The following is a 26,691-nucleotide window of genomic DNA, read 5'->3' as shown; positions in this document are numbered from 1 at the left end:
ACCACTAACCGTGCACGAGCTCGTTAGAGCCTTCTCTACTCGCGGAATCGCTGGAAGGAATCGACACGGCGCCTGCGGGGCGGCCCTCGAGGTGACTTGGCATGCTCTCTGCTGCCCCAGATCCCGGCCGACCTTCGCCGCCGACGGCGCCGTGCTCGACTTCTCCATGCACAACCGCGTCGGGCCTCGGTGAGGTTTCCCCGCGCACCCGAACCGGGTTCCTCACGCCGTCTTCTAGACGGGCCCCGTGGCAACGATGACGGCCCGAGGAGCAAGCGCCTGACGTTGCTGGGCCGCAGCCACGCTCACCCAGGAGCGCCCGGGGCTAGCACCCCGGCCGGCGATCGAACTTAACTGACACCCCAAGTCAGCATCCTTCCTGGCATACGCGGAAACACGCTGGCACAGATGAGATAGCCCCGCCCAGCAGCGAGCTCCGTCCAGAGCGGTCTCGACCTGCTTGCACGCCTACCCCCACACGGCTCACCCCCAGAAAAGGAAGCCGCACTCCGCGCAAACGATGATCCGCAGCTCAGCGCACACGCCCACGCGGCTTCAGAGGCACGCCGGGCAGCGCCGGAGCGGGAATCGGCGCACCGTCGTAGCCCCGCACGGCGCCGAACCGGTCACCGCTCATCCAGTCCTCGCGGGCCCGCGCGATGTCCTCCTGGCTCCTGCCCACGAAGTTCCACCACATGACGATCTCCTCCTCGAAGGGCTCACCGCCCAGGAGCATCAGCCCCGCGTCGGACTCCGCACGCAGAGGGAGCTCGGTGCGGCCGCAGCCGAGGTAGAGCATCGAGCCGGGCAGCACGGGGACGCCGTCGACCTCCGCCTCGCTGGACATCGACAGGACGGCGTACTCGAAGTCGGGGTCCAGCGGGAGGCGGGCCTCGGCTCCGCTGCTCAGGGCGAGGTCGGCGCCGACGATCGGGGTGTACGCCGTCCCGGGCGAGGTGGCGCCGTCGAGGCTGCCGAGGATCACGGTGGCCGTGAGGCCGGGGGCGGTGACGGCCGGCAGGTCCTTGTGGTGCTGGAAGTGCGGCTCGACGGTGCGGTGGGCATCGGGCAGAGCGACCCAGAGCTGCGCTCCGTGCAGCAGCGCGGCGTGCGGCCGGGGGCTCTCCTCGGAGTGGCTGATCGCGCGGCCCGACGTCATCAGGCCGAGCTCGCGCGGGCGGATCGTCTCCAGGCTGCCCAGACTGTCGCGGTGCAGGACCTCGCCCTCGTGCAGCCAGCTGACCGTCTGCAGACCCATGTGGGGGTGCGGTGGCACCTGCATCCCGGGTTCGTCCGCGATGTCGTCGGGGCCGTAGTGGTCGACGAACGCCCAGGCGCCGACCATGCGGCGGCCCAGATTGGGCAGCAGTCTGCGGACCTCGGTGGACTCGCCGAGCCGGACGTGGCGCGGGGTGAGAAGTTCGCGTACGGGTTCGGCGACGACGAAACCCCGCCCTCCACAGACGGAGAGTGCGGCCTGGCGATCGAGATTGCTCATGGCGGCCAACCTATTCCCGTCCGGCTCCGGGCGGGTGGCACCCACGCCGAATATTTAGTGGAATGTTAAACCACCTATCGGTGTTGTGGCGGGTGGATACGCACGGGAGCGGCCCGGCGGCACCCTCGACCGAGGAGGTCACATGAGCGACACCTACTACGAGTTCGGGACCGCGGCCGAGCGCTGGGAGCGCGCTCAGTTCTTCTTCGACGCGAAGGAGTACACGATCGCGGCCAGGATCCTGGGCGGACTCGTCGAGGAGGTGCCGGAGCAGGTCGCGGCGCGGCTGCTGCTGGCGCGGGCCTACTACCACTCGGCGCGCCTCGTCCGGGCCGAGACGGAGCTGCGTACGGTGCTGGAACTCGACCCGGTCGAGCAGTACGCGCGGCTGATGCTCGGCCGCACGCTGGAGCGTCAGGGCCGGCAGGCCGAGGCGGACACGCAGCTGCGGATGGCGGCCGCGCTGTCCGGGGAATTCACCCCGGCCGGTGGCTCCTGACCGCCGGGCGCTCCGGGCCGCACCCGGATATGCGGGTGCGGCCCGGCCGCACCGCGTGATACCCCACAGAGCATGACCCCACTCGACACGCCGCGGCTGATCCTCTCCCCGATGACCGTTGCCGACGCCGAGCGGGTGGCGGCGGGAGAACCGGCCGACGGTGCTCGCTGGGCTCCCGACTATCCTCTGCCGGGCGAGATGCGGGCGGCGCAGCGGTTCCTGGAGACCTGTGCCGGGACCGGCGACCCGACTCCCTACGGTTCGTACGACGTACGGCGCCGCGAGGACGGTGTGCTGATCGGCGGAGCCGGGTTCCACGGAGCGCCCGACGAGAAGGGGCACGTGACGATCGGCTACGGCATCGTGCCGTCCGCGCGGGGCATGGGGTACGCCACCGAGGCGCTCCGCGCGCTCCTGCGGTTCACCCGCGACCAGGGCATCGCGTCCGTGCACGGGGACGCCGACCTCGACAACATCGCCTCCCAGAACGTCATGACCGCGGCAGGCATGCGCCTCGTGAAGGAGGACGCGCTGCTGAGGTACTACCGGATCGACTGGGACGGTCCCGCCGCGCAGGCGTGAGCCGCCGTCCCTGCGCGGCAGGGCCCGCCGGGGAGGCCTGATCTCCCCCGGCGGGCCCTGCCGGACCACTCAGCCGACCGTGACCGGCCGTTTCGCGCTCCCGCCCGTGACCGCCTCCGGTCCCGGCGTGAGCAGCCGTTCGGTGAGGTAGCCGAAAACGAGCCCGAAGGTCGTCCACAGCGTGGCCTGCACCGCGAGCGTGGCCAGCCTGAACTCCCACAGCAGGGAAGCCGGGAAGTCCTTGCCGACCTCGTTGAAGGAGGGCAGGAAGGCATAGGCGAGGCCGATGACCAGCACATAGCCGGCAGCGGCGGCGATGGTGGCGTTCCAGTTGCCCAGGCGCGGAGCGAGCCGTCTGCCGAGGATCACGGCGGCTACCGCCAGCAGCACGCTGAGCGCGACCATCAGGAAGAACAGCGTGGTGCGTTCGCCGATGGTGTCGGGGTTGCCGACGGCCGGCGGATTCGCCGGGTACTTCAGGAACGGAACGATGTACACGGTCAGCAGGGCGGCTCCCGCGATCAGCGCGGCAGTGGCTCTGGGGCCGAAGCGGCCCAGCCGGCCGAGTGCGTAACAGAAGACCAGTGCGGCGATGCCGCCGACGGCGACGCCGAAGACGAGCACACCGGTGGCGAGGCCGCCGGTGGCCTGCATGCCCCGGCTGACGAGTTCCTCGCCGCCGTGGTCGTGACTGTGACTGTGCGCCTCTTCGAGGGCGATGGCCGCGTCGACGCGCGACTCGCCGAGGAAGTACGCCACCGCAAGCGCGAACGCACCGGCGACGAGGCCGGCCAGCATGCCGCGGACCAGCAGAGCTCTGACAGATATGGAGTTCATGAGGGATTCCCCTGGATCAGCCGGATGGATCAGTGGCAGGGGAAACCGAGAAGGTGACGGCCGTCGTGGACCCACTCGTGCACGCCTTCGCCCGAGATGAGCGCGGTGGCGCCCTGCTCGGCGCCGACGAAGTAGAGCAGGATCAGCATGACGACGCCGAAGAAGACCGCCCAAGGGGCGAGTGCCTTCAGCGAGATGGGGGTGATGGCGGGTGTGACCGTGGCGGGGGCAGCACTCTGTGCCATGGCAGAACCTCCTGAGGGAACACGCGTCCCGATCGTGGTGCCTGAGACGAGGGTGCTGGGTCTGACTTCCCGTACGGGTACGGGTTCACAGTGGCGCGACCGTGCCGGATTCTCACCGGACTTCCGTCACACCCTCGTCGTGTCGTCGCGACCATACCGCTTGGGCGTGACGGCCGCCATGGTGCCCGCGGGCGGGCCGCAGGGCCCTGGATGCCATGGTGTGCTTGGCCTCGGGGCCACTGTTCAGGGAGTTGAGGGCGGGTATGACGGTACGGGTGATGTTGATCTCACCGGGGATGAACGGGGCGCTGCGCGAGGCCCGGTTCGCCGGTGACGCACCCCTGGACGGCTCCGGACTCCGGCCGGCCCGGGCTGCTGCCGCCGCCGGCTCGGTCCCGGCCGCGGACCAGTGGGTGCGAGGACCGTCCCTCCGCTGCAACGGCACCGCAAAGGCACTGGGGCTGCGGACGGAGACCGAACATGCCCTGCGTGACTGGGAGATGGGCCGCTGGTCGGGTGCGCGGCTGTCCGATGTGAGCGCGGACGAGCCGGACGGCGTGGCGGCCTGGCTCGCGGACCCGGAAGCCGCTCCGCACGGGGGCGAGTCGCTGCTGGAACTCTGCGGCCGTGTGGGCGCGTGGCTCGACTCCCTGCCCGGGGACGGCCCGGGCCGGGTCCTGGGCGTGGTCGAGCCTGCCGTGATCCGGGCCGCGGTCGTCCGCGCTCTGGCCCTCCCGCCACCGGCGTTCTGGCGACTGGACGTGGCACCACTGACGGTGACGGAGCTCAGCGGCAGGTCGGGGCGGTGGAACCTGCGCTGCGGCCGTCCGCTCGTACCGGAGGCGGGGATGCGGTGACGGTGGCCCGGAAGCGCCGGTCACCGCGCCGGCGGGGACGGATACTCCCCGCGTGGGACTTCACGCCCTTCCCCGCCGGCCCCCGCGCGCCGCGTTGAGCCTCGCGTCCAGCGTGATGGCGGCGTCGATCAGGGCGAGGTGGGTGAACGCCTGCGGGAAGTTACCGAGTTGACGCCCCGTCAGGGCGATCTCCTCGGAGTACAGGCCGAGATGGTTGGCGTAGGTGAGCATCTTCTCCAGGACCAGCCGGGCCTGGTCGGTGCGTCCGGCCCGCGCCAGGGCGTCGACGTACATGAACGTGCACAGGGAGAACGTTCCCTCCGACCCGCTCAGCCCGTCGGGCGAGGCCTCGGGGTTGTAGCGGTAGACGAGGCTGTCGCTGACCAGTTCGTGTTCCATCGCGTCCAGCGTGGTCCGCCACATCGGATCGTCCGGCGTGATGAAGCCGACGGTCGGCATGCGCAGCAGGGACGAGTCGAGCACGTCGTCGCCGTAGTGCTGGACGAAGGCCTTCTTCGCCGGGTCCCAGCCCCGGTTGAGCACCTGCTGGTAGATGGTGTCACGGGCGTCCACCCAGCGGCCGCGGGCCGCCGGACGGCCGTCGTCGGTGGCGATACGGACGGCGCGGTCGAAGGCCACCCAGGACATCACTCGGCCGTAGGTGAAGTCCTTCCTGCCGCCGCGGGTCTCCCACAGGCCTTCACCGGGCTGGTCCCAGTGATCGACCAGCCAGTCGAGAAGGGTGTGCAGCGCGGCCCAGCCCCGCGTGTCGAGGTGCATGCCGTGCTGATGCGCGAAGTAGATGCTGTCGAGCGCCTCACCGTAGATGTCCAGTTGCAGCTGGCTCGCCGCTCCGTTGCCGATGCGGACCGGGGCGGAGCCGGCGTAGCCCTCCCAGTGCTCCAGGCTCTCCTCGACCAGATCGGAGGAGCCGTCGACGCGGTACATGATGTTCAGGGGCCCGGTGCCGCCCTCGTGACCGGCCTCTTCCTTCACGCGGTCGTGCAGCCAGCTGATGAACGACCTGGCCTCTTCCCTGAACCCCAGGCCCAGCAACGCGTACACCGAGAACGACGCGTCACGGATCCAGGTGAACCGGTAGTCCCAGTTGCGTTCTCCGCCCAGTTGCTCGGGCAGGCCCGCCGTGGGGGCTGCCACCAGGGCGCCGGTGGGGGCGTACGTCATGAGTTTCAGCGTCACGGCCGAGCGTTCCACCGCCTCCCGCCACCGGCCCGCATAAGTCGACTGGCCCAGCCAGGAGCGCCAGAACTGGACGGTCTCGTCGAAGAGTTGCTCGAACTCCGCCACGGAGACCTCGTGCGGCGGCCCGTCCGGGGACGACTCCATGACCAGGCCGCGCTGCTGGCCGGCCCGCAGGGACAGGTTGAACTGGAGGTCGTTGTCGCCCGAGAGGATGTTCAGCAGCCGCTCGTCCTGTGGCTCGCGGACGGCGTGGACGGCGAGATTCACGTCCGGTGAGGTGAACAGGGCCCCGCGCTCCGTGATGTGCAGTTCGTGCGGTGCGCGGCCGTAGTCGAAGCGCGGAGCGATCTCTCCTTCGAACGCCATGCTGCCCCGGACACAGCGCAGCATGCGGACCAGACGGTGCCGGTCCGTCGCCTTCGTGCCGGTCACCGGCATGAAGTCCACCACCTCACCGGTGCCGGCCTCGGTCATGAAGCGCGTCACGAGGACGGCGGTGTCGGGATGGTAGAGCTGCTTGCTGGTATAGGTGTCGGCGACCGGACGGACGGTGAAGTGACCGCCCTTGCGGTGATCGAGGAGAGCGCCGAAGACGCTGGGTGAGTCGAAGCGCGGACAGCAGAACCAGTCGATCGTCGCGTCCGTGCTCACGAGAGCCGCGGTCTGCAGGTCTCCGATCAGACCGTGGTTCTCGATCAGGGGATATTCATCCACTTTTACGCCCCTTTCGGCACCGACGCCCCATCGTATGCCGACGGCGTCGCCCCGTCCTGATGAGAAGTCGCCCCGTCGTGATGAGGAAGTGAGCGCGGTGACGGCCGGTCCCGGCCGGGGCCGTAGGCTCTGCACATGAGGGAGAGGCAAGCCGGCGGGGCCGTACGGGGACCGGGGCGACCGCGCGAGGAACGGGTCACCGGAGCCGTGCTCGACGCGGTCGTGGAGCTGGTCACCGAGCAGGGGATGGCGGCGGTCACGATGGACGTCGTCGCGACCCGGGCCGGGGTGAGCAAGCCGGCCATCTACCGGCGGTGGCCCACCAAGCAGGATCTGATCATCGCCGCCGCGGAGACCCGCATCGGCGTCCTTTCGGTGCCCGATCTGGGCGACTTCGGCGCCGAGCTCCGCTTCGTGCTGACCGCCCGGCTGGAGGCCTACCGGCTGCCGGGTTCGAACCGGCTGCTCGCGGGCCTCATCGCGGCGTCGGCCGATGCGGGCGCGGCGCGCGGCCAGTACGCGGAGTACACCGAGCGGATCATGAGCGAGACGAGGCGCGTCCTCGAACGCGGAATCGCCCGCGGCGACGTCGCCCCCGACACCGACGTCCGGGCCGCCGCCACTCTCGTGGCCGCGCCCCTGGTCTTCCGGCTGATCGGCGAGATGGAGCTGCCCGACGACCGCTTCGTGGACTCGCTGGTCGATCTCGTCACCAAGGCCGTCGGCGTGGCCGGCTGACGGATCCGGGCGCCGATGTCTCCCGATCCGCGATCCCCTGCCCCACACGCCGCCTTGCCTCACGCGCTGCTCACCCATCCGTCCCGCGGGCGTGGCGGCCGTCACCGGAGTACCGCACGGCCACCCGGCCACACGGCCGGGAACTGCCGGTGAGAGCGTCCCGGCGCGTTCGACGGGGCGCGGTGCCGAGTCCCGGCCACCGGCCACCGGCCACCGACCTGAGCGGACGCCGCGCCCGGGACCTGCGGAGGTCAGCCGCCCGTGGCGAACCCGGGGAAGAGCGTCATGCCGCCGTCGACGTAGAGCGTCGTCCCCACGACGTAGTCCATGAGATCGGACGCGAGCAGGACCACGGCGTGGGCGATGTCCTCGGGGTCCCCGATCCGGTCGTAGGGGATGAGGCGCAGGAGATCCTCCCGGGCTTCGGGGGTTTCCCATGCGCTGCGGTTGATGGGGGTTCTGATCGCCCCGGGGGCGACCGCGTTCACCCGGATCTTCTCCGGCGCGAGTTCCTGGGCCAGGGTCTGCATCATCATCTGCACGCCTCCCTTGGAGGAGGCGTAGTTCACGTGCCCCGCCCAGGGGATGACCTGGTGCACCGAGCTCATGCAGATGATCTTCCCGGCCGCCCGGGACACCTCGGGGACGACACCGCGTCGGCGGAACTCCTTGGTCGCCTCACGTGCGCACAGGAACTGGCCCGTGAGGTTGACGTCGAGCACCTTCTGCCACTGGGCGAGCGTCATCTCGGTGAACCGGGCGTCTCGCTGCATACCGGCGTTGGCGACGAGGATGTCGAGGGTCCCGAAATCCCGGACCGTGCGATCCACCATCTCGGCCACCTGGGTCTCCTGCGACACATCGGCCTCGTGGGCCACCGCGCGCACGCCGAGCGAGGTGATGTCCCGGACCACTTCCTCGGCGGCCTCGCGGCCGCTCACATAGTTGACCACCACGTCGGCCCCGGCCCGGCCGAGTCCGACGGCGGTGGCCCTGCCGATGCCGGAATTGGCGCCCGTGACCAGTGCGGTCTGCCCCTTCAGCAGGCCGGCGGGCAGACCACTCACCCGCGATGCCTCGGCGTGGGAATCCATGACGTCTCCGTCTCCTCGCTGGCCCGCTCCGGTACGACCGGCTTTCGCCTGGCAGGCGGGCAGGCGCGGTTCAGGCAACCACCGGTCCATCGCGGCGGCGGATCCGCCGGGCCGCCGTTGGGCCATTGGGCGCAGCGGCCTCCCCCGGCCGGCTCAACCGCAGCGACACGCGAGCGGCCTGCACGTTCACGTGGGCCGCCGTGCCGTGAGCCCCCACCGGAGGACATGGGTATCTCCCTTCCCCCGTACATGGACACCGAGACCACTGCGAAAGGAGTCCGGCGGGCATGACATGGGCTCCACCGCGACGCCCCGGCGGCGTTCGGCCCCAGGCAGCGTGTCGCCCATGCGGACCCGTACGTGACGGGTGCCCTCCCCCAGCCGGACAGCGACGCCGCGGGTCCCGAGGTGTTGCGCCAGGCGTACGACCGCCACGTCGTCGTCGCCACGGCCGAGAGCGAATGCGGTGTCCGGTTGCCGGGAGCCGATGGGGCGGGCCGCGCGGAAGCCGAAGTCCGTTTGCCCGACAGGCTCCTGGCCGGCGGGCAGGCCCCGGTGGCCGGTGAGGAGTTGCTCCCGCGCGGACACGGTGAGCAGGGCCGTGTCGACCGTACCGGCACCGAGCGTCGGATACGGGTGCTGCCCGACGCCGCGGGAAGCGGCTCGGTCCCCCGCATTGGTCGCGCAGACCATGACATCCAGGCCGTCGGGCCCCAGCCGGTACCCGGCGGTCACGTCCAGCAGGAAGGGACGGCCCGGCTGCGGGCGGACGACACCGGCCAGCCTCAGCGCTGCCCCGCTTCGGGCCCGCAGACGCCACGGGACCCACCGGAGCAGGCCGTGAATCGCTTCGCCCTTCTCCGGTTCGGTGAGCGGGAGTTGCAGGTCGGCCCCCTCGAACGTCTAGCGGCCGTCGCCGATGCGGTGGGGTCAGGGAACCAGGACCCGGCCCCGTCCGTCCCGGCGACGAGAGCGGCAACGGCGGCAGCAGCCCGTCCCGCACCGGCCCCCGTCGGTGTTCCGCTGCCACGGGGCGTGCGGGATCGTGGTCCAGACCAGAACATTGACGCGTCCCTGACCGGTCGATACGCTCCAGGAAGTCGCCTGAGAGCGCTCTCAGAGTCACCAGGTGTCTCGCACTGGCTACCTCCACAGCACGGCCTTCCGGATGAGGAGTAGAGCTTGTCTGCCAACCTTCCTTCCGCCCCACGTACGCGCCGAGCCCGCCCCAGGACCGCCGCCCTGGCTGCCGCGCTCGCGCTGGCCGGCGGATGTCTCGTCGCCACCCAGGTCACGGCCGCCACCGAGGCGGCGGCCGTCCCCACGACCATCCCGCTCACGCTGACCAACAACTCCGGGCGCGGCGAGCAGGTGCACGTCTACGTCATCGGCACCGAACTCTCGTCCGGGCGCCAGGGCTGGGCCGACGCCAGCGGCGCCTTCCATCCGTGGCCCGTCGGCGGCAACCCTCCGACGCCCGCTCCCGACGCGTCCATCGCGGGCCCGGCCAACGGGCAGTCGAAGACGATCCGGATGCCGAAGTTCTCCGGCCGGGTCTACTTCTCCTACGGGCAGAAGCTCGTCTTCAAGCTCACCACCGGTGGTCTGGTGCAGCCCGCGGTGCAGAACCCGAGCGACCCGAACGCGAACATCCTCTTCAACTGGACCGAGTACACGCTCAACGACGCGGGCCTGTGGATCAACAGCACGCAGGTCGACATGTTCTCCGCGCCTTACGCGGTCGGGGTGAAACGCCCGAACGGCACCACCCTCAGCACCGGCCACCTCAAGCCCGGTGGCTACAAAGCGTTCTTCGACTCCCTGCGCAGCCAGCCCGGCGGCTGGGGCGGGCTCATCAGGACCCGCTCCGACGGGACGATCCTGCGCGCGCTCGCCCCCGGCCACGGCATCGAAGCCGGAGCGCTGCCGGCCTCCGTCATGAACGACTACATCAACCGGGTCTGGAGCAAGTACTCCTCGCAGACGCTGACCGTCCAGCCGTTCAAGGACCAGCCGAACACGAAGTACTTCGGACGGGTCCAGGGCAACACCATGAACTTCACCAACGGTTCGGGAGCGGTCGTCACAAGCTTCCAGAAGCCCGACTCCGACAGCGTCTTCGGCTGCTACAAACTCCTGGACGCGCCCAACGACCTGGTCCGGGGGCCCATCTCCCGCACACTGTGCGCCGGCTACAACCGGTCGACGCTGCTGAGCAATCCCAACCAGCCCGACGCGAACAACGCGAACTTCTACAAGGACGCGGTCACCAATCACTACTCCGCCAAGATCCACGCCCAGATGGCCGACGGCAAGGCCTACGGCTTCGCCTTCGACGACGTGGGCGCGCACGAATCGCTTGTGCACGACGGCGACCCGCAGCAGGCGTACATCACGCTGGACCCGTTCAACTAGCTCCGTGTCCGGTTGCTCGTGCTCCCTCCGTCCCGAATCGTTCCCCCAGGCAAGGGACGGAGGGGGCCAGTGATCCCGCCACCGGCCAACGCGCCCCTACCCCGGCTGAAGCCCCAGGTGCGCCTTGGACCGGATGAGCAGGACGGGGCGGCCCCGGTCGGCCTGTCGGGCCACCCCGCGCGCGGCCGGACGGTGAAGTCGTCGTCCGTGCGGGTGACCGCGGTCCCGGACCGCCGGCGGCGTGCTGGTGGGCCCGCGCAGCTGTCGAGTCCACCGGACTTCCCAGTCGATCCGGTCCGCCGCGTCCTCGGCCGCCTGGATCCGCGACAGCAGGCAGAGGAAGACGAACCGCCACCATCACCCTCCGGCTGGAGGATCGGCACGCGCGTGCGCGGGTACGGGAAGAAACCGGTACCGAGTGCAACCTTCAGCAGGCCGTCGTCCATGTCCGGGATCAGTCCGCGGGCAGCGTCCGGGCCAGAGACCGCATGACGGGCTCGCGCCGGATGTCGATGTGGGAGAACGTCAGCGCCTCGGCGAGGCGCGGGCGGCCGGCGCCGATCGCGTCGCAGATCTGCCGGTGCTCAGCGCAGTGCTGCTCCGCGCCGCGCTCGGTGCCCGTGAGCCGGAACAGCCAGTGCATCAGGCCGAGGGAGGGCTGGAAGGAGGACTGGAGCAGCCGGTTCCCGGTCATGGTGATGAGTTCCGCGTGGAAGGCCGTGTTCGCGGCCGCGATCCCCGCCGCGTCCCCGCGCGCGGTCGCCGCCCCGGCCTCGTCCAGCACCTTGCGCAACGTGTCGTGGCTACCGCCGCGCGCGACGATCTCGGCCGCCCGCCGCGCGGCGAACACCTCCAGACTCAGCCGCAGGTCGAAGAGTTCATCGACGTCGCGGAGGGTGAGCCGGCGCACGCGCGCGCCGCGCCGCGGTTCCAGGACGACGAGCCCCTCGGTGGCGAGCCGCATCAGGGCCTCGCGCACCGGGACGCGCGAGACTCCCAGCGACTCCGCGAGTTCGCGCTCACGCAGCCGCGCGCCGGGCAGGTACGTCCCGGAGTGGATGCCAGCCCTGATCAGATCCTCGGTGCGTGCCACGTGGGAGCCGGGAAGCTCGGCCGCCTCGACGCGCGTCACGCCCGGACCTCCCGCTCCGGAGCGCGGAACGCCGGGAAGGTGGCCGGGAAGAGCTCGGCCGTCTCGCGGCGCTTCACATCGCGCTCGCTGTAGGCATCCCGCATCCGCTCGAAGAGAGCCTGGGCCTCGCGCCGCAGGGCCTCCAGGTCGATCCCGGGCAGACCGCCGTCCACCAGGACCGGGCGGCCCGCGACGACCGAGTCCGTCGCCTGCCGTGCCGTGCCGTTGAGCAGGAACGTCCGTACCGGGTCGTCCAGCACGCCGTCGCGGATGTCGTCGAGCGAGAAGGCGACCAGGTCGGCCTGGGCGCCGGGCGCGATCCGGCCCAGGTCGTCGCGGCCCAGGGCGCGGGCACCGCCCAGGGTGGCAGCCTCCACATACTGTTCGACGGGTGCGGCGTCCGAGCAGCCCTCGGCGATCTTGGCCAGGTGCACACCGACGTCCATGCCGCGGATCAGGTCTGGCGGGAAGGAGTCCGTGCCCAGGCACAGGTTCACCCCGGCCTCGCGGTACGCGCGGAACGAGTGCAGCATCTCGCCGTAGCGCAGGGACGTCTGCGGGCAGTGGATCACCGAGACGCCGCTGCCGGCGAGCAGCGCCAGATCGCCGCGGTCCTCACCGTGCACCGAGGGGTGCCGGTCGATGGTGACGGTGTGCGGAATCAACAGGTTCGGGTTCAACAGGTCGTGCTTTTCGAGAAGTTCGAGGGACGACAGGCCGTGCCGGCGCCGGATGATGTCGCGCTCGACCAGCCCCTGGAGTGCGTGCAGCCGGATCAGGACGCCGCGCTCCCGCCCGATCCGTGCCGTCTCGCCGAGCAGTTCCTCAGTGAGCGTCTCGATGCGGCAGGGCAGCAGGACGCCGGTCAGCAGCGGGTCGTCGAGCTCCGCGAGATGGTCGAGGAAGCGGACCGCGTCGCGCAGGCCCGCACGCCCCTCCTCCTCGTCGAAGGCGACTTCGCGGGTGCCGTCGGGCAGGACGACGTTGACGCCCGAACGGTAGGCAGGACCGAGGTATCCGCGCAGTCCGATCCCGCGCGCGGTGCGCGCCATGTCGACCAGCTCCTCGTACGGCTCCGCCCAGCGGCTGTGCACCTCGGAGGCGATCGGCATGAACGTGGTGATGCCGTGCAGCGCGAGCTGGGCGAGGGCGTACGCGCGGATCGTCGCCCGCTCCCGCGGGGTGAACACGTCGTGGCGGCGATGGGTGAAGTAGTCGAGCGACCACTGCAGGCCCTTGCCCCGCTCGGGGCCGGCCCAGGAGTCGATCACGAGATGGTCGATGTCGGTGAGCGCGTCGAGGTCGATGAGCCCCGGCATGACCAGGGATTCGCCCAGGTCGCGCTCCTCGTCGACAGCGCCCTCGTAGCGCGGCCCGACGTAGACGACGGTGTCGCCCTCCCACACCACCTCGCCGTCCCGCAGCAGCGCGTGGCCGCCGCCCTGGTGGGCGAGGATGTGCCGGGCGCGCCATCGGGTGCGCATTCTGCCTCCTGGGATCCAGGTACGCGGACGCGTGCGGTTCACCGTCCGTCGTGTTCCTGATCGTACGAGTTGGTATACCGAAGTGGAAGAGCAGGCGGGTCACCATACTGACCGGAAATCCAGCTCTCGCGAATTGCCCCATTATCGCCCCCGATCGACCACTTCTGCAGATCAGGAACTGGTCACCTCTTTCGCCCCAGTCACTTCTTGGTATACCGTCCGGCCAACCTTCCCCCGAGCGCCGAACGGATCTCCCGACGTGACGGATTCCCCTGTGCTGCCCGCGCGGCAGCTCTCCGACGCCGATGCCGCAGGCGTGCCCGACTCCCAGCCGGTCGCGACGGCTTCGGCCCCGCCCGCCGTCGCCGCCCGCTCCCTGCTCGGCACGGCATGGCTGCGCATCCGGCGCAGCAAGATCGCACTCGCCGCACTCGCCGTGGTGGTCCTCATGATCCTTTTCGCGGCGCTCGCCCCGCTGCTCACCGCGATCGAAGGCCAGGACCCCTACACCACCCGCACCAGCCCGGACGTCCTCGACGACTACGGCACGCCAGGACTCCCGCTGTCCTACTACCGCTTCCCGTCCGCCGACCACTGGCTCGGCGTCGAACCGGGCCTCGGCCGTGACCTCTTCGCCCGCATGGCGCACGGCGCTCAGGTCTCCCTGATCATCGCACTGCTCGCGACCGTCGTCTCCGTCGTCCTGGGCACCGTGCTCGGCGCGGCCGCCGGTTACTTCGGCGGCAAGGTGGACATGGTGATCAGCCGGATCATGGACCTGTTCCTGGCCTTCCCGCACCTGCTGCTCGTGCTCTCGCTCACGCCGATCCTGCAGTCCCGGCTCGGCGGCACGGCGCTCGGGGACGGCAGCCTGCTGCCGATCGCCTCGCTCGTGATCATCCTCGGATTCTTCGGCTGGGCCTATCTCGCACGCGTCGTCCGCGGCCAGGTGCTGTCCATCCGCGAGCAGGAGTTCGTCGAGGCGGCCCGCGCCTACGGGGCCTCGCACCGCTCGATCATTCTGCGCCAGATCGTCCCCAACGTCATGGGCGTCGTCCTCGTCTACGCCACGATGATGATCCCCACGAACATCACCGCCGAGGCCGCGCTCTCCTTCCTCGGCGTCGGCGTGAAGGACCCCACCCCGTCGTGGGGCCAGATGCTCAACGCCGCCCAGGTCGGCAACTGGTACCTGACCGACCCCTGGTTCCTCGCCGTCCCCGCCGGCGCCCTGGTGATCACGGTCCTCGCCTTCAACCTGCTCGGCGACGCGGTCCGCGACGCCCTCGACCCCAAGTCCTCCCGTGGCTGACCCCGGGCGGCACCACCAGGAAAACCAGGAGCAGCAGTGAATCGACGCACCACGGCGGCGCTCGCCCTGGCGGCGGCCACCGGACTGGCCCTCACCGCATGCGGTGGCCCCAAGCCCGCGCCCGGCTCGGGCTCCCGCGCCCCCGCCGACGCCTTCGAGGCCGTCAAGGTCGGCGAGGGCGACACGACCCGGGGCGGCAACGTCAACGTCCTGATGTCCACCGACTTCCAGACCCTCGACCCGGGCAACAGCAACTACGTCCAGACGGCCAACGTCGGCCAGCTCTACTACCGCACCCTCACCATGGCGAAGGAGGAGGCGGGCAAGCCCCCGAAGATCGTCCCCGACCTCGCCACCGATCTCGGCAAGGTGTCCAAGGACGGACTGACCTGGACGTACACGCTGAAGAAGGGGCTCAAGTTCGAGGACGGCTCACCGGTCACCGCCAAGGACGTCAAGTACGGCGTCGAGCGGACCTACGCCCGCGACGTCTACACACAGGCGCCGCAGGAACTGAACGCGGCCCTGTCCGACGACGGCTATAAGGGCCCCTACGCCAAGGGCTCCGCCAGCGACTTCAAGGGCATCGAGACGCCAGACAGCCGTACGCTCGTCTTCAGGCTGAAGCAGCCCTTCGCCGAGTTCCCCGCGCTCGTCTCGCGCTCCAACACCGCCCCCGTGCCCCGGGCGAAGGACACCAAGCTCGACTACACCAACCACCCGGTGTCCACCGGCCCGTACAAGATCAAGCACTACGACCGCGGCCGCTCCATGCAGCTCGTGCGCAACCCCGCATGGGACGCGGCGACCGACCCGAACCGCACCGCGCTGCCGGACACCTTCACCTTCAGCCTCTCCACAGCCCAGTCGACCATCAGCCAGCAGCTGCTCGCCGACTCCGACGCGACGGCCCTCACGCTCGACAGCGCGGGCGGCCTCCAGGCGTCCGACGCGGCGAAGCTCGACACGGCGGACGTCGCGCGGCGCACCGCCTCCGCGCTGATCGGCTGCACCGACGTCCTGGACTTCAACACCGAGACCATCAAGGACCCCGTCGTGCGCGAGGCGATCGCCGTCGCCATCGACCGCAAGGCCATCCACCTCCAGTACGGCGGCGCCCGCTTCGGCAAGCTCACCCAGTCGTACATCAACCCCGACCAGCGCGGATACGTCACCCAGCACACGGCCCTCGCCCCGTCGGGGCAGCCCCGGGTGGCGGCGGCCAAGAAGCTCCTCAAGGGCCGCGACTACCCGAAGAAGCTCGTCTACGGGTATGCCGACGCGACGCCCCGCTACAAGAACATGGGCACCTCGCTCCAGCAGAACCTGAAGCAGATCGGCATCGACCTCGAACTGCGCGCCATCCCCGCCGCGAACTACTACACGACGCTCGCCGGCGAGAACATGCCGGACATCGCCCGCAGCGGCTGGTGCGGCGGCGCCGACAGCGGCTCGGTGCGCACGACCGTCGACCCGAATCTGGGCCCGAGCGTCGACGGCGAGTCCTTCGGCTTCTCCAACATCCCCCGCTACCACGACCCGGAGATCGCCCGCGCCATGTACGCACTGCGTGGCGAGAACGGAACGAGCGAGGGCCTCGGCCGCAAGTGGGCGACGCTCTTCGACCGGAGCATGCAGGACTACCCGCTCGTCCCGCTGATCAGGAGTGTCACCCGCAGCGTCGTCGGATCCCGCATCCGCAACGCGCAAGTCGGCTACTTCTTCGGCTCCATCGACCTGTCGACCGTCTCGGTCGTGTCCAAGAAGGGGTGACCATGCCTGCCTTTCTGCTTCGGCGTCTCGGCGCCACCGTCGTCCTGCTGACCGTCATCAGCTTCGTCACCTTCAGCCTGTTCCAGTTCGGGCCCGCCGACCCGGCCGCCGCGGCATGCGGCCAGGAGTGCACGCCCGAACGCGTCGCGGAGGCGCGCGTCGCCCTCGGCATGGACAAGCCGTTCCTCTCCCAGTACCTGACCTACATGTCCGGCCTGTTCCACGGGCGGACGATCGGCGCGGCCGGTGCGCAGTCGCTGTGCGAGTGGCCCTGCTTCGGCAAGTCCTTCCAGACGAACGAGGACGTCACCGCCGTACTGGAGCGCGCCCTGCCGTACACGGTCTCCGTCGCCGTCGGAGCGATCGTCCTGTGGACGGTCGCCGGCGTCACCCTCGGTACGCTGGCCGCGCTGCGCAAGAACAAGGTCACCGACAAGGTGATCGTCGGCGCCGCCTCCATCGGCGTGTCCCTGCCGATCCCGGTCACCGGTCTGCTCCTGCTCCTCGTCTTCGTCTCGACCTTCGACCTGCTGCCGTTCACGACGAACGCCATCACCTCACCCTTCGGACCCGCCGGGTTCGGCGGCTGGTTCCAGAACTATCTGCTGCCCTGGGTCGCGCTCGCCGTCCTTTTCAGCGCCCAGTACATCCGCGTCACCCGCAGCTCCATGCTGGAGACGCTCGGCGAGGACTTCATGCGCACCGCCCGCTCCAAGGGCCTGTCGAAAACCTCCATGGTCGTCCGGCACGGCGCCCGCGCCGGGCTCACCCCCGTCGTCACCATGCTGGGCCTCGACATCGGCCTGCTGCTCGGCGGCGCGGTCCTCACCGAGCAGATCTTCTCCGTCCCCGGAGTCGGCTTCACCGCCGTGAGGGCCGCGCAGGCCGGCGATCTGCCCGTGACCATGGCGATCACCCTGCTCGCCGCCTTCTTCATCATCGTCGCCAATGTCGTCGTCGACGCCGTCTACGCCGTCATCGACCCACGAGTGAGGGCCGCCTGATGTCCACCTCCACCGAGCAACCCCTGCTCCGTATAAGCGACTTGCACGTCGCCTTCCCCACCGACGACGGACTCGTGCACGCGGTCAACGGCATGGACCTCACCCTGAACCGGGGCGAGACCATCGGCCTCGTCGGCGAGTCCGGCTCCGGCAAGACCGTCACCAGCCAGGCGCTGATGGGCCTCCTCAAGGAGAGCCGGGCACAGGTCACCGGCGAGATACTGCTCGACGGCACCGACCTCAACTCCCTGTCCGAGGACCGGATGCGGACCTGGCGCGGCAAGAAGATCGCCATGATCTTCCAGGACCCGCTCTCCGCGATGCACCCCTTCCACACCGTGGGCGCGCAGATTGCCGAGGCGTACCGCGTCCACAACAAGGTGTCGCGCAAGGCCGCGCTCGCCGTCGCAGTCGACATGCTCGGCCGGGTCGGTATCCCCGACCCGAAGCGGCGGGCCGGCGCCTTCCCGCACGAGTTCTCCGGCGGCATGCGCCAGCGCGCGATGATCGCCATGGCGCTCGTCTGCGAACCCGAACTGCTCATCGCCGACGAGCCGACGACCGCTCTCGATGTCACCGTGCAGGCGCAGATCCTCGACCTGCTCGGCGAACTCCAGCAGGAGACCGGCACCGCCGTCGTCCTTGTCACCCACGACCTCGGCGTCGTGGCCGAGGTCTGCCACCACGTCGCCGTCATGTACGGCGGACAGTGCGTGGAGCGGGGCAGCGTGCGCGAGCTGTTCCGGGACCCGCGCCACCCCTACACCCAGGGCCTGCTCGCCTCCATGCCGACGCTCGGCGACAGCGGCGAACGGCTGCGGCCCATCCCCGGCTTCCCGCCGTCGCTCACCGCGCTGCCCACCGGGTGTCTCTTCGCCGACCGCTGCCCGCAGACCCACCTCGTGCCCGACGGGCTGTGCCACAGCGAGCGGCCGGCCTTCATCACGGCCGAGGCGGCCGACCATCCGTCCCGGTGCCACCAGGAGCATCTCGCCGCCGCCGGGAGAACCACCGGGAACACCGTCGGCGACACCACCGAGGAGGCCGCGCGATGACCACCACCGAGCAGACCCCGCTGCTTGAGGCCGACGGCCTGACCAAGCACTTCCCGGGCAGGGGCGGCCTGATGGGCCGCGGCGGCGCCCCGGTCAAGGCCGTCGACGGTGTCAGCTTCTCCGTCGGTGCGGGACAGACCCTCGGCATCGTCGGCGAGTCGGGGTGCGGGAAGTCCACCACCGGGCGGCTGCTGATGCGCCTCCTCGAACCCACCTCGGGCACCGTCCGCCTCGACGGCCGCGACATCGGCGCGATGAAGCGGGCCGAGGCGCAGGAGTACCGGCGCCAGGTCCAGATGGTGTTCCAGAACCCCACCTCGTCCCTCAACCCCCGGCAGACGGTGGGCGCCGCCATCGCCGCCCCGCTGCATGCCCAGGGCATCGACCCGGCAGGCGGGATCAAGACGCGCGTACGGGAACTGATGGACCGGGTGGGTCTGCGCCCCGACCACTACAACCGGTTCCCGCACGAGTTCTCCGGCGGGCAGAAGCAGCGTGTCGGCATCGCCCGCGCCCTCGCGCTCGAGCCGCGCCTGATCATCTGCGACGAGCCGGTCTCCGCCCTGGACGTCTCGGTCCAGGCGCAGGTCGTCAACCTCCTCCAGGACATCCAGGCCGACACGGGCGTCTCGTACCTCTTCATCGCGCACGACCTGTCCGTCGTACGGCACTTCGCCGACCGCGTCGCCGTCATGTACCTCGGCAGGATCATGGAGAGCGGGGTGACCCGGGAGGTCTTCGACCATCCCCGCCACCCCTACACCCGGGCCCTGCTCTCCGCCGTGCCCCAGCCCGACCCCGACGCCGACCGGGGCCGCAGGATCCGGCTCAGCGGAGACCTGCCCACCCCGGCGAACCCGCCTTCCGGCTGCGTGTTCCGTACGCGCTGCCCGCTGCGTCCCACCCTCGGCGAGGCCGAACAGGCGCGCTGTGCGGGAGAGGTGCCGTCAGTGGCGAGCGACGAGGGACCCGCCTGCCACTTCGCCGACCGGGCCGTTGCCGCCCACCACTGACCCGCCACCCGCCGACTGACCGACAACGTAAGGAAGTTGCACCACATGCTCATCCGTGACGCCCGCCCCTGGGGCGGCGAGCGCAGTGACATCCAGCTCGACGGCACCCGCATCGCCGCGATCCGCCCGCACGACCCGGCGGCCACGCCCGCCGCAGAGGTCGTCGAGGGCCGCGGCCGCCTGCTCCTGCCGGCCTTCAGCGACGTCCATGTCCACCTGGACTCCACCCGCGTCGGCCTGCCGTTCCGCCCGCACACCGGCGGCCCCGGCGTGTGGACGATGATGATGAACGACCGCGAGAACTGGCGCGACGCCGAGGTCGCCCTGCCCGAGCGGGTGGCCGGCACCCTGGAGCGCATGATCGCCCACGGTACGACGCGGGTGCGCACGTACGCGCAGGTCGACGTGGACTGCAAGCTGGAGAAGTTCGAGGCAGTCGTCGCCGCCAAGGAGAAGTTCGGGCACCTCGCCGACGTCCAGATCATGACGTTCCCGCAGGCCGGCATCCTGCGCGAGCCCGGCACCGCCGACTACCTGGAGGCCTCGCTCAAGGCGGGCGCCGACGTGATGGGCGGCATCGACCCCTGCACTCTGGACCGTGACCCCAAGGGCCACCTCGACGTGGTCTTCGGCCTTGCCGAGAAATACGGCGTCGAGGTCGACATCCACCTGCACGAGCCCGGCGAGCTGGGCGTCTTCTCGACGGATCTGATCCTGGAACGGGTGCGCGCGCTCGGTATGCAGGGCAAGGTCACCATGTCGCACGCCTACGAGCTCGGCGCGGTGAACGAATCCACCAGCCGTCGCCTCATCGAGGAGTTCGCGGAGCTCGACATCGCCATGGCGACCGTCGCCCCCGCGGGCCGCGGCCAACTCTCGCTCGTCCAACTCACCGAGGCCGGCGTCCGTGTCGGCCTCGGCGAGGACGGCCAGCGCGACTACTGGAGCCCTTACGGCAACTGCGACCTGCTCGACCGCACCTGGCAGCTGGCCTTCACCAACAACTTCCGCCGCGACGACCACATCGAGATGTGCCTCGCGGTGGCCAGCATGGGCGGCGCCTCCATCATGAGCCACGACGTCCCGCGCCTCGCCGGGGTGACGGACCGGCCGGGCCTCGCGGTCGGCGACCGCGCCGATCTGCTCCTCGTCGACGGCGAGACGCCGAGCAGCGCCGTCATGGACCGCGGCACCGACCGGACGGTCCTGCACGACGGCCGGATCGTGGCGGACGGCCTCGAAGTGGTCACCGCCGCCGAGTAGGCGTCACCACCGTCATGCACGGGTCACCTCCGTCATGTGGGTGACGCACGGTGCGGGAGCGGGAACCCGGGAAGTCCCCCGGGTTCCCGCTCCTGCCTTGGTCATCGGCATCGTCCCAGGTCCGGGGGCCATTGCCCACGATCCGTTCGAGCGGTCGGCGAGATACGGCGTGTGTTCGTGCAGACGGGCATTTTCCGCGACGTCCGCACCTGGCACCTGCTCGGCACCGATCCGGACGCCGCCGAGCCGCTTTCCGTGGCCCGTACGCCCGACGGTGAGCGGCGCAGCGTGCACGAGGTGTCCGACCCGTCGGGGCGTCGCCTGGTCATCGTCGTCACGGACACGGTGGCGAGCGGCTGGGCCGAGGCGGATGTCGCGCGCGTGCTGCGGCAATGGGCGTCCCACGGTCCGGTGGCGCTGCTCAACGTACTGCCCCGCCGGCTGTGGGACCGTGGCGCGGTGCGGCCGCGCTCGCTGCCTTTGCGTGCGGTGGGTCCGGCGTCGCCCACCACGTCGTGGCGGGTGGGCGCGCCCGTGCGGAGCCACCGCAGGAGCGTACGCCTGCGGCCCACCTCGCATGTGCTCGCGATCCCGGTGGTGGAGGCCGAGCCGGCATCCGTACTGCTCCTGGCGAAGCTGGTGGCGGGCGCCGGCCAGTGGACGCGGGTGCCGTGCCTGGTGATCCCCCGCACGCCGTCGCCGCCGGCGCCACTACGGGCTGAGTCGCTTGCTCCCGCCCGAGAGGAGGTCACCGACACACTCAGCCGGTTCAGAGCAGGGGCATCCCCCCTTGCCCAACAACTGGCCGCATATCTGTCCGCCGTTCCCCTGAGTCTCCCGGTCATGAACCTCGTCCGCCGGACGATGCTCCCCGAGGCGGAGCACGGGCACCTGGCCGAGGTCGCTCTCAGTGGCCTCTTCACCCCTTGGGCCCAGGAGGCGGCGGCAGACCCGGACCGCATCCCTTTCGACTTCCGCCCCGGGGTCCGGGCAGCACTGCTGGGCGGCCAGCGCCGGGACGCCGTCACCTCCGTACAGCAACTGGTCCGACGCGAGACGGGCACGGGGATCAGCGAGTACGGTGCGCCCAGCGGGGGCGACTTCCTCGTGGGGCGCGGGAGCGGCGACGGCAGCGGTGACCGAGGGCTCGCGCCGGAAGCCATGCCGTTCGCGGCTCGGGAGGGTGCGGCGGGTGCGGCAGCAGCGACTGCCGGTGCGGGAAGGCCGGGCCTCGACCCCCTTGCCGGAGCTGCAGCCCGTGCTCGAACTCGTGGACCGCTACGTGGACGAACAGGTGCGGCAGGCAGTGGCTGGCGCGCAGGAAGGACACGGCTCGTTCTCACTGCTGCTGGGCACCGCGGGGTCGGGGAAGACGACGGCCATCGCTCGGGCGGTGGCCGCCCTGCCGAACGACTGGACGTGGTGGACTCCGCGGTCACCGGACGAACTGGTCGGTGCGAGGGAACGGCTGCTTCCTCGGACAGTCGTGGTCGTGCCCGACCTCCGCTCCTTCCTGCTGGCGTCCGGCCGTCGGTCGCCCACGACGATGAGCGACTTCATCGATCTGATGTCCGCGCCGAGCCCCCTGCTGGTGCTGGGCGAACTCAGACCCGAGGACTACCAGGCGCTGCGATCAGACAACTCGGAGGAAGCCCAGGCCTTCACCCATGCTCTCGACCGCGTCAACCTGATACGGGTGTACTCGCCGACCGAGGAGTCGAACGCCCTCGCGCGCGTCCGCGACGCTCCTCCCTTCGCCCGGCCCCTGCTCCTGGCGGCGCTGGACATCCGACGCCTGGGACACCCGGCCGAGATGTCGCGCCACCTGCTGGAAGCGGCGACACCGGCGTATCGATCCCACCGCTCCGACCGGGACGCAGCTCCGCACAACTGGCTCGTGGCAGCGCTGGAATACGCCTGCGCAGCGGCGCCCGACCGCGCTCCAGTAATGGCCGCCTCGTCCAGCAGACGCTCCCACTACGTGCTCAACGCCTTCGTGGAATGGGCCGACCGACGAGACCGCCCGGACGTCTCCCCACCCGACGAACTCTGGCCGGTGCTGGCCCGCTTCGCCGACGCGGACTCCCTCGATGCCCTGGCCCGGACCGCTCTGGAGCGAGGACTGCACGAGGTGTCCCAGCTGCTCCGGAACACAGCGGCATTCCACGCCGACACCTACTCCCCAGAGTTCCGGACCCTGATCGGAGCCGCTGAGAATCGGTTGGTGAGGATCAGCCGGGACCATGAGGAGTTGGGCTCGGGAATCCTTCTCGAGGGTGGACACGTGGCAACGCCGGCCGCTCTGCTCCCCGCCGTTGCGGTCGCCCCTCTCCTGCGCCTCGAAGCCCGCCCGTGGGGGGACCCGCGCACATGGCACGCCCAACCGGTGCCTTATACGGCGCAGGCGCCACTGGCCCTCCTGACGAACGCAGGACCCGAGCCCACCCCGCTGGAGCTGCCTCTGCCGTCCGCTCCCCCACCAACAACGGGGGACCAGGCCGTGGTCATCGGATTCAGGCGGGACGCTCCCCATCGATTCCACCATCCGGTAGCGGCCCGCTACCGGATCGCGTCCGTAGAGGGCGACAGCTTCGTACTGGAGTCGGTAGGGGCTGGCTCCGCGCCCCTGCTGTCCGGGGCAGCTGTCGTCGACCTGCACGGCGCAGTGATCGGCATGGTGTACCGAGGGACGAGTGGCAGGGAACACCGGCTCCACGCCACACGGATCCTGCCTCCCTCGCAGAGGCCGTCCCGGACCCCGGAGCCCACGTCGATCCGCGCGGTGCTGGAACCGGCGCGTTCACGCGCCGTGCTCATCGGGGCGGACAGATACGAGGAATACCCTGACCTGCCCGGCTCCCGCGAACGAGTGCTCGCGCTGGCGCATGCGCTGGGGAAGGATCAGGATTCCGGCCCGTTCAACGATGCCAATGTGTCACTCGTCTGGAACCAGCACTACCCCGAGCCTCTGATCCGTTCGCTGGAAGACCTCTCCCAGCAGGCCGAGGACACGCTTCTCGTCCACTTCACGGGCCACGTGCTGGAAACACACGATGACGCGTATCTCTTCTTCCCTACTTCCCGTCGCGACCGGCCGGAGCTCACCGCCCTGTCCATCCGGCGCCTGGCTTCGCTGATGAATGACAGCCCCGCCCGGTTCAAGGTCCTCATCCTCGATGCCTACCTCGCAGGCGCGGACCGAGCATGGGCGTTGCTGAATCCGCAGTCCGGACATGGCAACTGGTCCCTGATCACCTCCCCCCAGGGGCTCGGGCGGCCGCGCTTGACGCTCACGAACGAGCTCACCGCCGTGCTCACCGAAGGCATCCCCCAGGCACCGGAGTTCATCAGCCTCGGCGAGATGGCCGCGAGCATCCGCCGCAGGTCCGCCGGTCATGTTCACACGTTCGAGGCCACCGGCCCCGACGCCCGCGGCCTCCTCCTGCGCAACCCCGCTTACGCGCTCGCGCTCGAAGGCACCGTCAAGTGGTTCAACAAGGAGAAGGGCTACGGATTCATCGCCGTCGACAACGGCCGCGACGTCTTCGTCCACTACTCCGCCATCCAGATGACCGGCTTCCGCGCGCTGGAGGTGGGCCAGCGCGTCCGGCTCCGGATCGCCGAAGGCGACCGCGGACCGCAGGCAGCGAACGTGCGTCCGGTCCGTCCGACGTAGGACGCGGAGGTCAAACCCCACGAAGTAGGCCATTGCCGACACCGGTCTGGCGATGCCAGGGCTGAGTGCCGGAGCGGGGTGACGGACACTTCGCTGCCCCGGCGGCAGCGGAGCGAGGGCGCCCTGGACGGTGCCGCGTGGTGGAGCCGGCGGCCGACGGCCCCCATGCTCCGCGAGCCTGGCGGGCGCCGGGTACGCGGACGGCTGCGAAGCGGGTCAGCAGGGACGCGGCAAGCACCGGGCCCGCACCGATGGTGATGATCAAGGTGAAGCCCGGGTCCGTTCGATCACGCTCCGCCGCCTCACACGCGCACGCCGCCGCCCCCGTCCCCCCGTCCTCCATGGCGGCTCCTACCCCCGGTACGCCTCCAGCAGCCGGAGCCAGATCTCGCTGATCGTCGGGTACGCGGGCACCGCGTGCCAGAGCCGGTCGAGGGGGACCTCTCCCGCGACCGCGATCGTCGCCGAGTGCAGCAGTTCACCGATGCCGGGGCCGACGAAGGTGACCCCCAGCAGGATCTCCCGGTCCAGGTCGACGATCATGCGCGCCCGGCCCCGGTAACCGTCCGCGTACAGACCGGAGCCGGCGACCGAGGCGAGGTCGTAGTCGACGGCCCGGACGCGATGGCCGGCCTGTTCCGCCTCGGCGAGGGTGAGGCCGACCGAGGCGGCCTCCGGGTCGGTGAAGACGACCTGCGGGACGGCCGCGTGATCGGCGGTGGCGGCGTGGGCACCCCAGCGGCCCGTCTCCAGGTCCGGGACGCCCTGGGCGCGTGCGGCGATGGCCGCGCCGGCGATACGGGCCTGGTACTTGCCCTGGTGGGTCAGGAGTGCCCGGTGGTTCACGTCGCCGACGGCGTAGAGCCATGGCGTCCCCTCGACCCGGCAGCTGTCGTCGACGGTGAGCCAGGACCCCGGCTCCAGGCCGACCGTCTCCAGGCCCAGGTCGTCGGTGCGCGGGGCGCGGCCGGTGGCGAAGAGGATTTCGTCCGCCTCGATCTGTTCGCCGTTGTCGAGTGTGACGGTGACCGGTCCGTCCGGTGCGGAGCGCTGTACGGAGGTGGCCGAGACGCCCGTGCGGATGTCGGCTTCCGCGTCGGTCAGCGCGTCGGCGACGAGCTCGCCGGCGAACGGCTCCATGCGGGGCAGCAGCCCCTTGCCGCGGACCAGCATGGTGATCTCGGCTCCCAGGGCGCCCCAGACCGTGGCCATCTCCACGCCGACCACTCCCCCGCCCACGACGACGAGCCGGCGGGGTACCTCCTTCGCGCTCGTCGCCTCCCGGCTGGTCCAGGGGCGGGCCTCCTCGATGCCCGGCAGGTCGGGGACCACTGCCCGGCTGCCGGTGCACACGGCCACCGCGTGCCGGGCGGTGAGCCGGCGCTCCGTACCGTCGGGCGCCGTGACGGTGACCGCCTTCGGGCCGGTCAGCCGGCCGTGGCCCCGGTGGATGTCGACCCCGATGCCTTCCAGCCAGGCGGCCTGACCGTCGTCCTTCCAGTGCGAGGCGTACGTGTCGCGGTGCGCGAGCACGGCGGCGGTGTCGAGCGGACCCTGGACGGCGGCTGCGAGGCCCGGGACGCGTCGGGCGTCGGCGCGGGCGACGACGGGGCGCAGCAGGGCCTTGCTCGGCATGCAGGCCCAGTACGAGCACTCGCCGCCGATGAGTTCCGACTCCACGATCGCGGTGCTCAGCCCGGCGGCCCGGGCACGGTCGGCCACGTTCTCACCCACCGGACCCGCACCGATGACCACGACGTCGTACGCGACAGGCTCCACAGCATGTGTCATGGGCCCATTCTGGTCATGGGTGTGCGAGGCGGCCACATGGGCAGGCGGAATAGCGCAAGCACAGGCACCGTTGTCCCGGACACGCAGGTACGGGCACAGGAAGAGGTAGCAGAACATGAGCACCGTAGAGCTCACCAAGGAAAACTTCGATGAGGTCGTCAGCGGGAACGAGTTCGTCCTGATCGACTTCTGGGCTTCCTGGTGCGGCCCGTGCCGGCAGTTCGCGCCGGTCTACGACTCGGCGTCCGAGCGCCACGCGGACCTGGTCTTCGCCAAGGTCGACACCGAGGCGCAGCAGGAGCTGGCGGCCGCCTTCGAGATCCGGTCCATCCCGACGCTGATGATCGTCCGTGACAACGTGGCCGTCTTCTCGCAGCCGGGCGCGCTGCCCGAGGCGGCGCTGGAGGACGTGATCGGTCAGGCCAGGAAGCTGGACATGGACGAGGTCCGCAAGTCCATCGAGGACCAGCAGAAAGAGCAGAAGTAGGCTCCGCGCGCAGGTGTCA

The 26,691-nt window shown here is 70.5% G+C and carries 22 protein-coding genes, 1 pseudogene and 1 riboswitch; of the genes and pseudogenes, 14 read left to right on the top strand and 9 right to left on the bottom strand.

The genetic code is table 11. The annotated features are described in order from the left end of the window. Nucleotides 1–532 precede the first annotated feature (532 nt). Entirely contained in the window at nt 533–1,498 is a 966-nt protein-coding gene (locus tag ACIQMX_RS28090; protein WP_402482132.1) for a pirin family protein, read from the bottom strand. A gap of 142 nt (nt 1,499–1,640) precedes the next feature. On the opposite strand from ACIQMX_RS28090, the gene ACIQMX_RS28085 reads away from it, so the two are divergent. Together ACIQMX_RS28085 and ACIQMX_RS28080 are read left to right on the top strand one after the other, a co-directional pair. Next, complete coding sequence (locus ACIQMX_RS28085; RefSeq protein WP_402482129.1) at nt 1,641–1,997, top strand: tetratricopeptide repeat protein; 357 nt, start codon at nt 1,641–1,643, stop codon at nt 1,995–1,997. A 72-nt stretch (nt 1,998–2,069) separates the two neighbouring features. Further along, nucleotides 2,070–2,579 (top strand): GNAT family N-acetyltransferase, encoded by a 510-nt coding sequence (locus ACIQMX_RS28080; RefSeq protein ID WP_402482127.1) that lies wholly within the window; start codon nt 2,070–2,072, stop codon nt 2,577–2,579. 69 nt (nt 2,580–2,648) lie between these two features. On the opposite strand, the gene ACIQMX_RS28075 is transcribed toward ACIQMX_RS28080, so the two are convergent. Further along, the gene (locus ACIQMX_RS28075; protein WP_402482125.1) at nt 2,649–3,416 is read right to left on the bottom strand and encodes a CbtA family protein; all 768 of its coding nucleotides are present in this window, start codon (nt 3,414–3,416) and stop codon (nt 2,649–2,651) included. 29 nt (nt 3,417–3,445) lie between these two features. Further along, nucleotides 3,446–3,661, bottom strand: a complete 216-nt coding sequence (locus tag ACIQMX_RS28070) for a CbtB-domain containing protein (RefSeq protein ID WP_363073706.1) — start codon at nt 3,659–3,661, stop codon at nt 3,446–3,448. A gap of 45 nt (nt 3,662–3,706) precedes the next feature. Continuing rightward, a riboswitch (adenosylcobalamin (AdoCbl) riboswitch) is annotated at nt 3,707–3,800 on the bottom strand. A 124-nt stretch (nt 3,801–3,924) separates the two neighbouring features. On the opposite strand from ACIQMX_RS28070, the gene ACIQMX_RS28065 reads away from it, so the two are divergent. Further along, nucleotides 3,925–4,518, top strand: a complete 594-nt coding sequence (locus ACIQMX_RS28065; RefSeq protein WP_402482122.1) for a histidine phosphatase family protein — start codon at nt 3,925–3,927, stop codon at nt 4,516–4,518. A gap of 60 nt (nt 4,519–4,578) precedes the next feature. On the opposite strand, the gene ACIQMX_RS28060 is transcribed toward ACIQMX_RS28065, so the two are convergent. Beyond that, the gene (locus tag ACIQMX_RS28060; protein ID WP_402482119.1) at nt 4,579–6,435 is read right to left on the bottom strand and encodes a glycoside hydrolase family 15 protein; all 1,857 of its coding nucleotides are present in this window, start codon (nt 6,433–6,435) and stop codon (nt 4,579–4,581) included. Nucleotides 6,436–6,570: 135 nt separating this feature from the next. Here ACIQMX_RS28060 and ACIQMX_RS28055 point away from each other — a divergent pair, with 135 nt between their 5' ends. Then, a complete protein-coding gene (locus ACIQMX_RS28055; RefSeq protein ID WP_363073700.1) occupies nt 6,571–7,173 on the top strand; it encodes a TetR/AcrR family transcriptional regulator in 603 nt (200 codons plus the stop codon). Between the two features lie 251 nt (nt 7,174–7,424). Here the strand turns inward: ACIQMX_RS28055 and ACIQMX_RS28050 are convergent, their stop codons facing one another. Together ACIQMX_RS28050 and ACIQMX_RS28045 are read right to left on the bottom strand one after the other, a co-directional pair. Beyond that, nucleotides 7,425–8,267 carry an SDR family oxidoreductase gene (locus ACIQMX_RS28050; RefSeq protein ID WP_402482116.1) on the bottom strand — a complete coding sequence of 281 codons (843 nt, stop codon included), beginning with the start codon at nt 8,265–8,267 and terminating at the stop codon, nt 7,425–7,427. A 186-nt stretch (nt 8,268–8,453) separates the two neighbouring features. Next, nucleotides 8,454–9,155 (bottom strand): annotated as a pseudogene (locus ACIQMX_RS28045) (hypothetical protein); the annotation flags it as partial. Nucleotides 9,156–9,449: 294 nt separating this feature from the next. Here ACIQMX_RS28045 and ACIQMX_RS28040 point away from each other — a divergent pair. Continuing rightward, on the top strand, nt 9,450–10,682 hold the full coding sequence (locus ACIQMX_RS28040) for a glycoside hydrolase family 64 protein (protein WP_402482114.1): 1,233 nt from the start codon (nt 9,450–9,452) through the stop codon (nt 10,680–10,682). Nucleotides 10,683–11,136: 454 nt separating this feature from the next. Here the strand turns inward: ACIQMX_RS28040 and ACIQMX_RS28035 are convergent, their stop codons facing one another. After that, entirely contained in the window at nt 11,137–11,814 is a 678-nt protein-coding gene (locus ACIQMX_RS28035; RefSeq protein WP_363077693.1) for a GntR family transcriptional regulator, read from the bottom strand. Next, nucleotides 11,811–13,298, bottom strand: coding sequence for a chlorohydrolase family protein (locus ACIQMX_RS28030; protein ID WP_402482111.1), 1,488 nt, complete (start codon nt 13,296–13,298; stop codon nt 11,811–11,813). The genes ACIQMX_RS28035 and ACIQMX_RS28030 overlap by 4 nt, the downstream gene beginning before the upstream one ends. Nucleotides 13,299–13,572: 274 nt before the next feature. Here ACIQMX_RS28030 and ACIQMX_RS28025 point away from each other — a divergent pair, with 274 nt between their 5' ends. The 8 genes from ACIQMX_RS28025 (at nt 13,573) to ACIQMX_RS27990 (ending at nt 24,394) form a co-directional block, all read left to right on the top strand. Then, nucleotides 13,573–14,610: an ABC transporter permease gene (locus tag ACIQMX_RS28025; protein WP_402482399.1), complete on the top strand. Its 1,038-nt coding sequence runs from the start codon at nt 13,573–13,575 to the stop codon at nt 14,608–14,610. A 36-nt stretch (nt 14,611–14,646) separates the two neighbouring features. After that, nucleotides 14,647–16,383 carry an ABC transporter substrate-binding protein gene (locus ACIQMX_RS28020; protein WP_402482109.1) on the top strand — a complete coding sequence of 579 codons (1,737 nt, stop codon included), beginning with the start codon at nt 14,647–14,649 and terminating at the stop codon, nt 16,381–16,383. A gap of 2 nt (nt 16,384–16,385) precedes the next feature. Beyond that, the gene (locus ACIQMX_RS28015; protein WP_363077685.1) at nt 16,386–17,387 is read left to right on the top strand and encodes an ABC transporter permease; all 1,002 of its coding nucleotides are present in this window, start codon (nt 16,386–16,388) and stop codon (nt 17,385–17,387) included. Further along, nucleotides 17,387–18,442, top strand: coding sequence for an ABC transporter ATP-binding protein (locus tag ACIQMX_RS28010; RefSeq protein WP_402482106.1), 1,056 nt, complete (start codon nt 17,387–17,389; stop codon nt 18,440–18,442). Before ACIQMX_RS28015 ends, ACIQMX_RS28010 begins: the two co-directional genes overlap by 1 nt. Next, nucleotides 18,439–19,455 carry an ABC transporter ATP-binding protein gene (locus tag ACIQMX_RS28005; protein ID WP_402482105.1) on the top strand — a complete coding sequence of 339 codons (1,017 nt, stop codon included), beginning with the start codon at nt 18,439–18,441 and terminating at the stop codon, nt 19,453–19,455. The genes ACIQMX_RS28010 and ACIQMX_RS28005 overlap by 4 nt, the downstream gene beginning before the upstream one ends. A gap of 45 nt (nt 19,456–19,500) precedes the next feature. Beyond that, nucleotides 19,501–20,718, top strand: coding sequence for an amidohydrolase (locus ACIQMX_RS28000; protein ID WP_402482103.1), 1,218 nt, complete (start codon nt 19,501–19,503; stop codon nt 20,716–20,718). A gap of 36 nt (nt 20,719–20,754) precedes the next feature. Beyond that, a complete protein-coding gene (locus ACIQMX_RS27995; RefSeq protein ID WP_402482397.1) occupies nt 20,755–22,932 on the top strand; it encodes an SAV_2336 N-terminal domain-related protein in 2,178 nt (725 codons plus the stop codon). Nucleotides 22,933–24,160: 1,228 nt separating this feature from the next. After that, a complete protein-coding gene (locus tag ACIQMX_RS27990; RefSeq protein WP_402482394.1) occupies nt 24,161–24,394 on the top strand; it encodes a cold-shock protein in 234 nt (77 codons plus the stop codon). Between the two features lie 351 nt (nt 24,395–24,745). Here the strand turns inward: ACIQMX_RS27990 and ACIQMX_RS27985 are convergent, their stop codons facing one another. Continuing rightward, on the bottom strand, nt 24,746–26,185 hold the full coding sequence (locus tag ACIQMX_RS27985) for a dihydrolipoyl dehydrogenase family protein (RefSeq protein ID WP_402482100.1): 1,440 nt from the start codon (nt 26,183–26,185) through the stop codon (nt 24,746–24,748). A 115-nt stretch (nt 26,186–26,300) separates the two neighbouring features. On the opposite strand from ACIQMX_RS27985, the gene trxA reads away from it, so the two are divergent. Further along, nucleotides 26,301–26,672, top strand: coding sequence for a thioredoxin (gene trxA / locus ACIQMX_RS27980; RefSeq protein ID WP_363077674.1), 372 nt, complete (start codon nt 26,301–26,303; stop codon nt 26,670–26,672). The last annotated feature ends 19 nt before the right edge of the window (nt 26,673–26,691 follow it).

Origin of the sequence: Streptomyces sp. NPDC091416 (genome assembly GCF_044756845.1) — a bacterium.
Classification (GTDB): domain Bacteria; phylum Actinomycetota; class Actinomycetes; order Streptomycetales; family Streptomycetaceae; genus Streptomyces.
This window is presented reverse-complemented; position numbering and strand designations above follow the sequence as displayed.

Coding starts and splice junctions, on each gene's coding strand:
- ACIQMX_RS28090 (WP_402482132.1), bottom strand. CDS start 1,498: ATGAGCAATCTCGATCGCCAGGCCGCACTCTCCGTCTGTGGAGGGCGG.
- ACIQMX_RS28085 (WP_402482129.1), top strand. CDS start 1,641: ATGAGCGACACCTACTACGAGTTCGGGACCGCGGCCGAGCGCTGGGAG.
- ACIQMX_RS28080 (WP_402482127.1), top strand. CDS start 2,070: ATGACCCCACTCGACACGCCGCGGCTGATCCTCTCCCCGATGACCGTT.
- ACIQMX_RS28075 (WP_402482125.1), bottom strand. CDS start 3,416: ATGAACTCCATATCTGTCAGAGCTCTGCTGGTCCGCGGCATGCTGGCC.
- ACIQMX_RS28070 (WP_363073706.1), bottom strand. CDS start 3,661: ATGGCACAGAGTGCTGCCCCCGCCACGGTCACACCCGCCATCACCCCC.
- ACIQMX_RS28065 (WP_402482122.1), top strand. CDS start 3,925: ATGACGGTACGGGTGATGTTGATCTCACCGGGGATGAACGGGGCGCTG.
- ACIQMX_RS28055 (WP_363073700.1), top strand. CDS start 6,571: ATGAGGGAGAGGCAAGCCGGCGGGGCCGTACGGGGACCGGGGCGACCG.
- ACIQMX_RS28050 (WP_402482116.1), bottom strand. CDS start 8,267: ATGGATTCCCACGCCGAGGCATCGCGGGTGAGTGGTCTGCCCGCCGGC.
- ACIQMX_RS28030 (WP_402482111.1), bottom strand. CDS start 13,298: ATGCGCACCCGATGGCGCGCCCGGCACATCCTCGCCCACCAGGGCGGC.
- ACIQMX_RS28015 (WP_363077685.1), top strand. CDS start 16,386: ATGCCTGCCTTTCTGCTTCGGCGTCTCGGCGCCACCGTCGTCCTGCTG.
- ACIQMX_RS28010 (WP_402482106.1), top strand. CDS start 17,387: ATGTCCACCTCCACCGAGCAACCCCTGCTCCGTATAAGCGACTTGCAC.
- ACIQMX_RS28005 (WP_402482105.1), top strand. CDS start 18,439: ATGACCACCACCGAGCAGACCCCGCTGCTTGAGGCCGACGGCCTGACC.
- ACIQMX_RS28000 (WP_402482103.1), top strand. CDS start 19,501: ATGCTCATCCGTGACGCCCGCCCCTGGGGCGGCGAGCGCAGTGACATC.
- ACIQMX_RS27985 (WP_402482100.1), bottom strand. CDS start 26,185: ATGACACATGCTGTGGAGCCTGTCGCGTACGACGTCGTGGTCATCGGT.
- trxA (WP_363077674.1), top strand. CDS start 26,301: ATGAGCACCGTAGAGCTCACCAAGGAAAACTTCGATGAGGTCGTCAGC.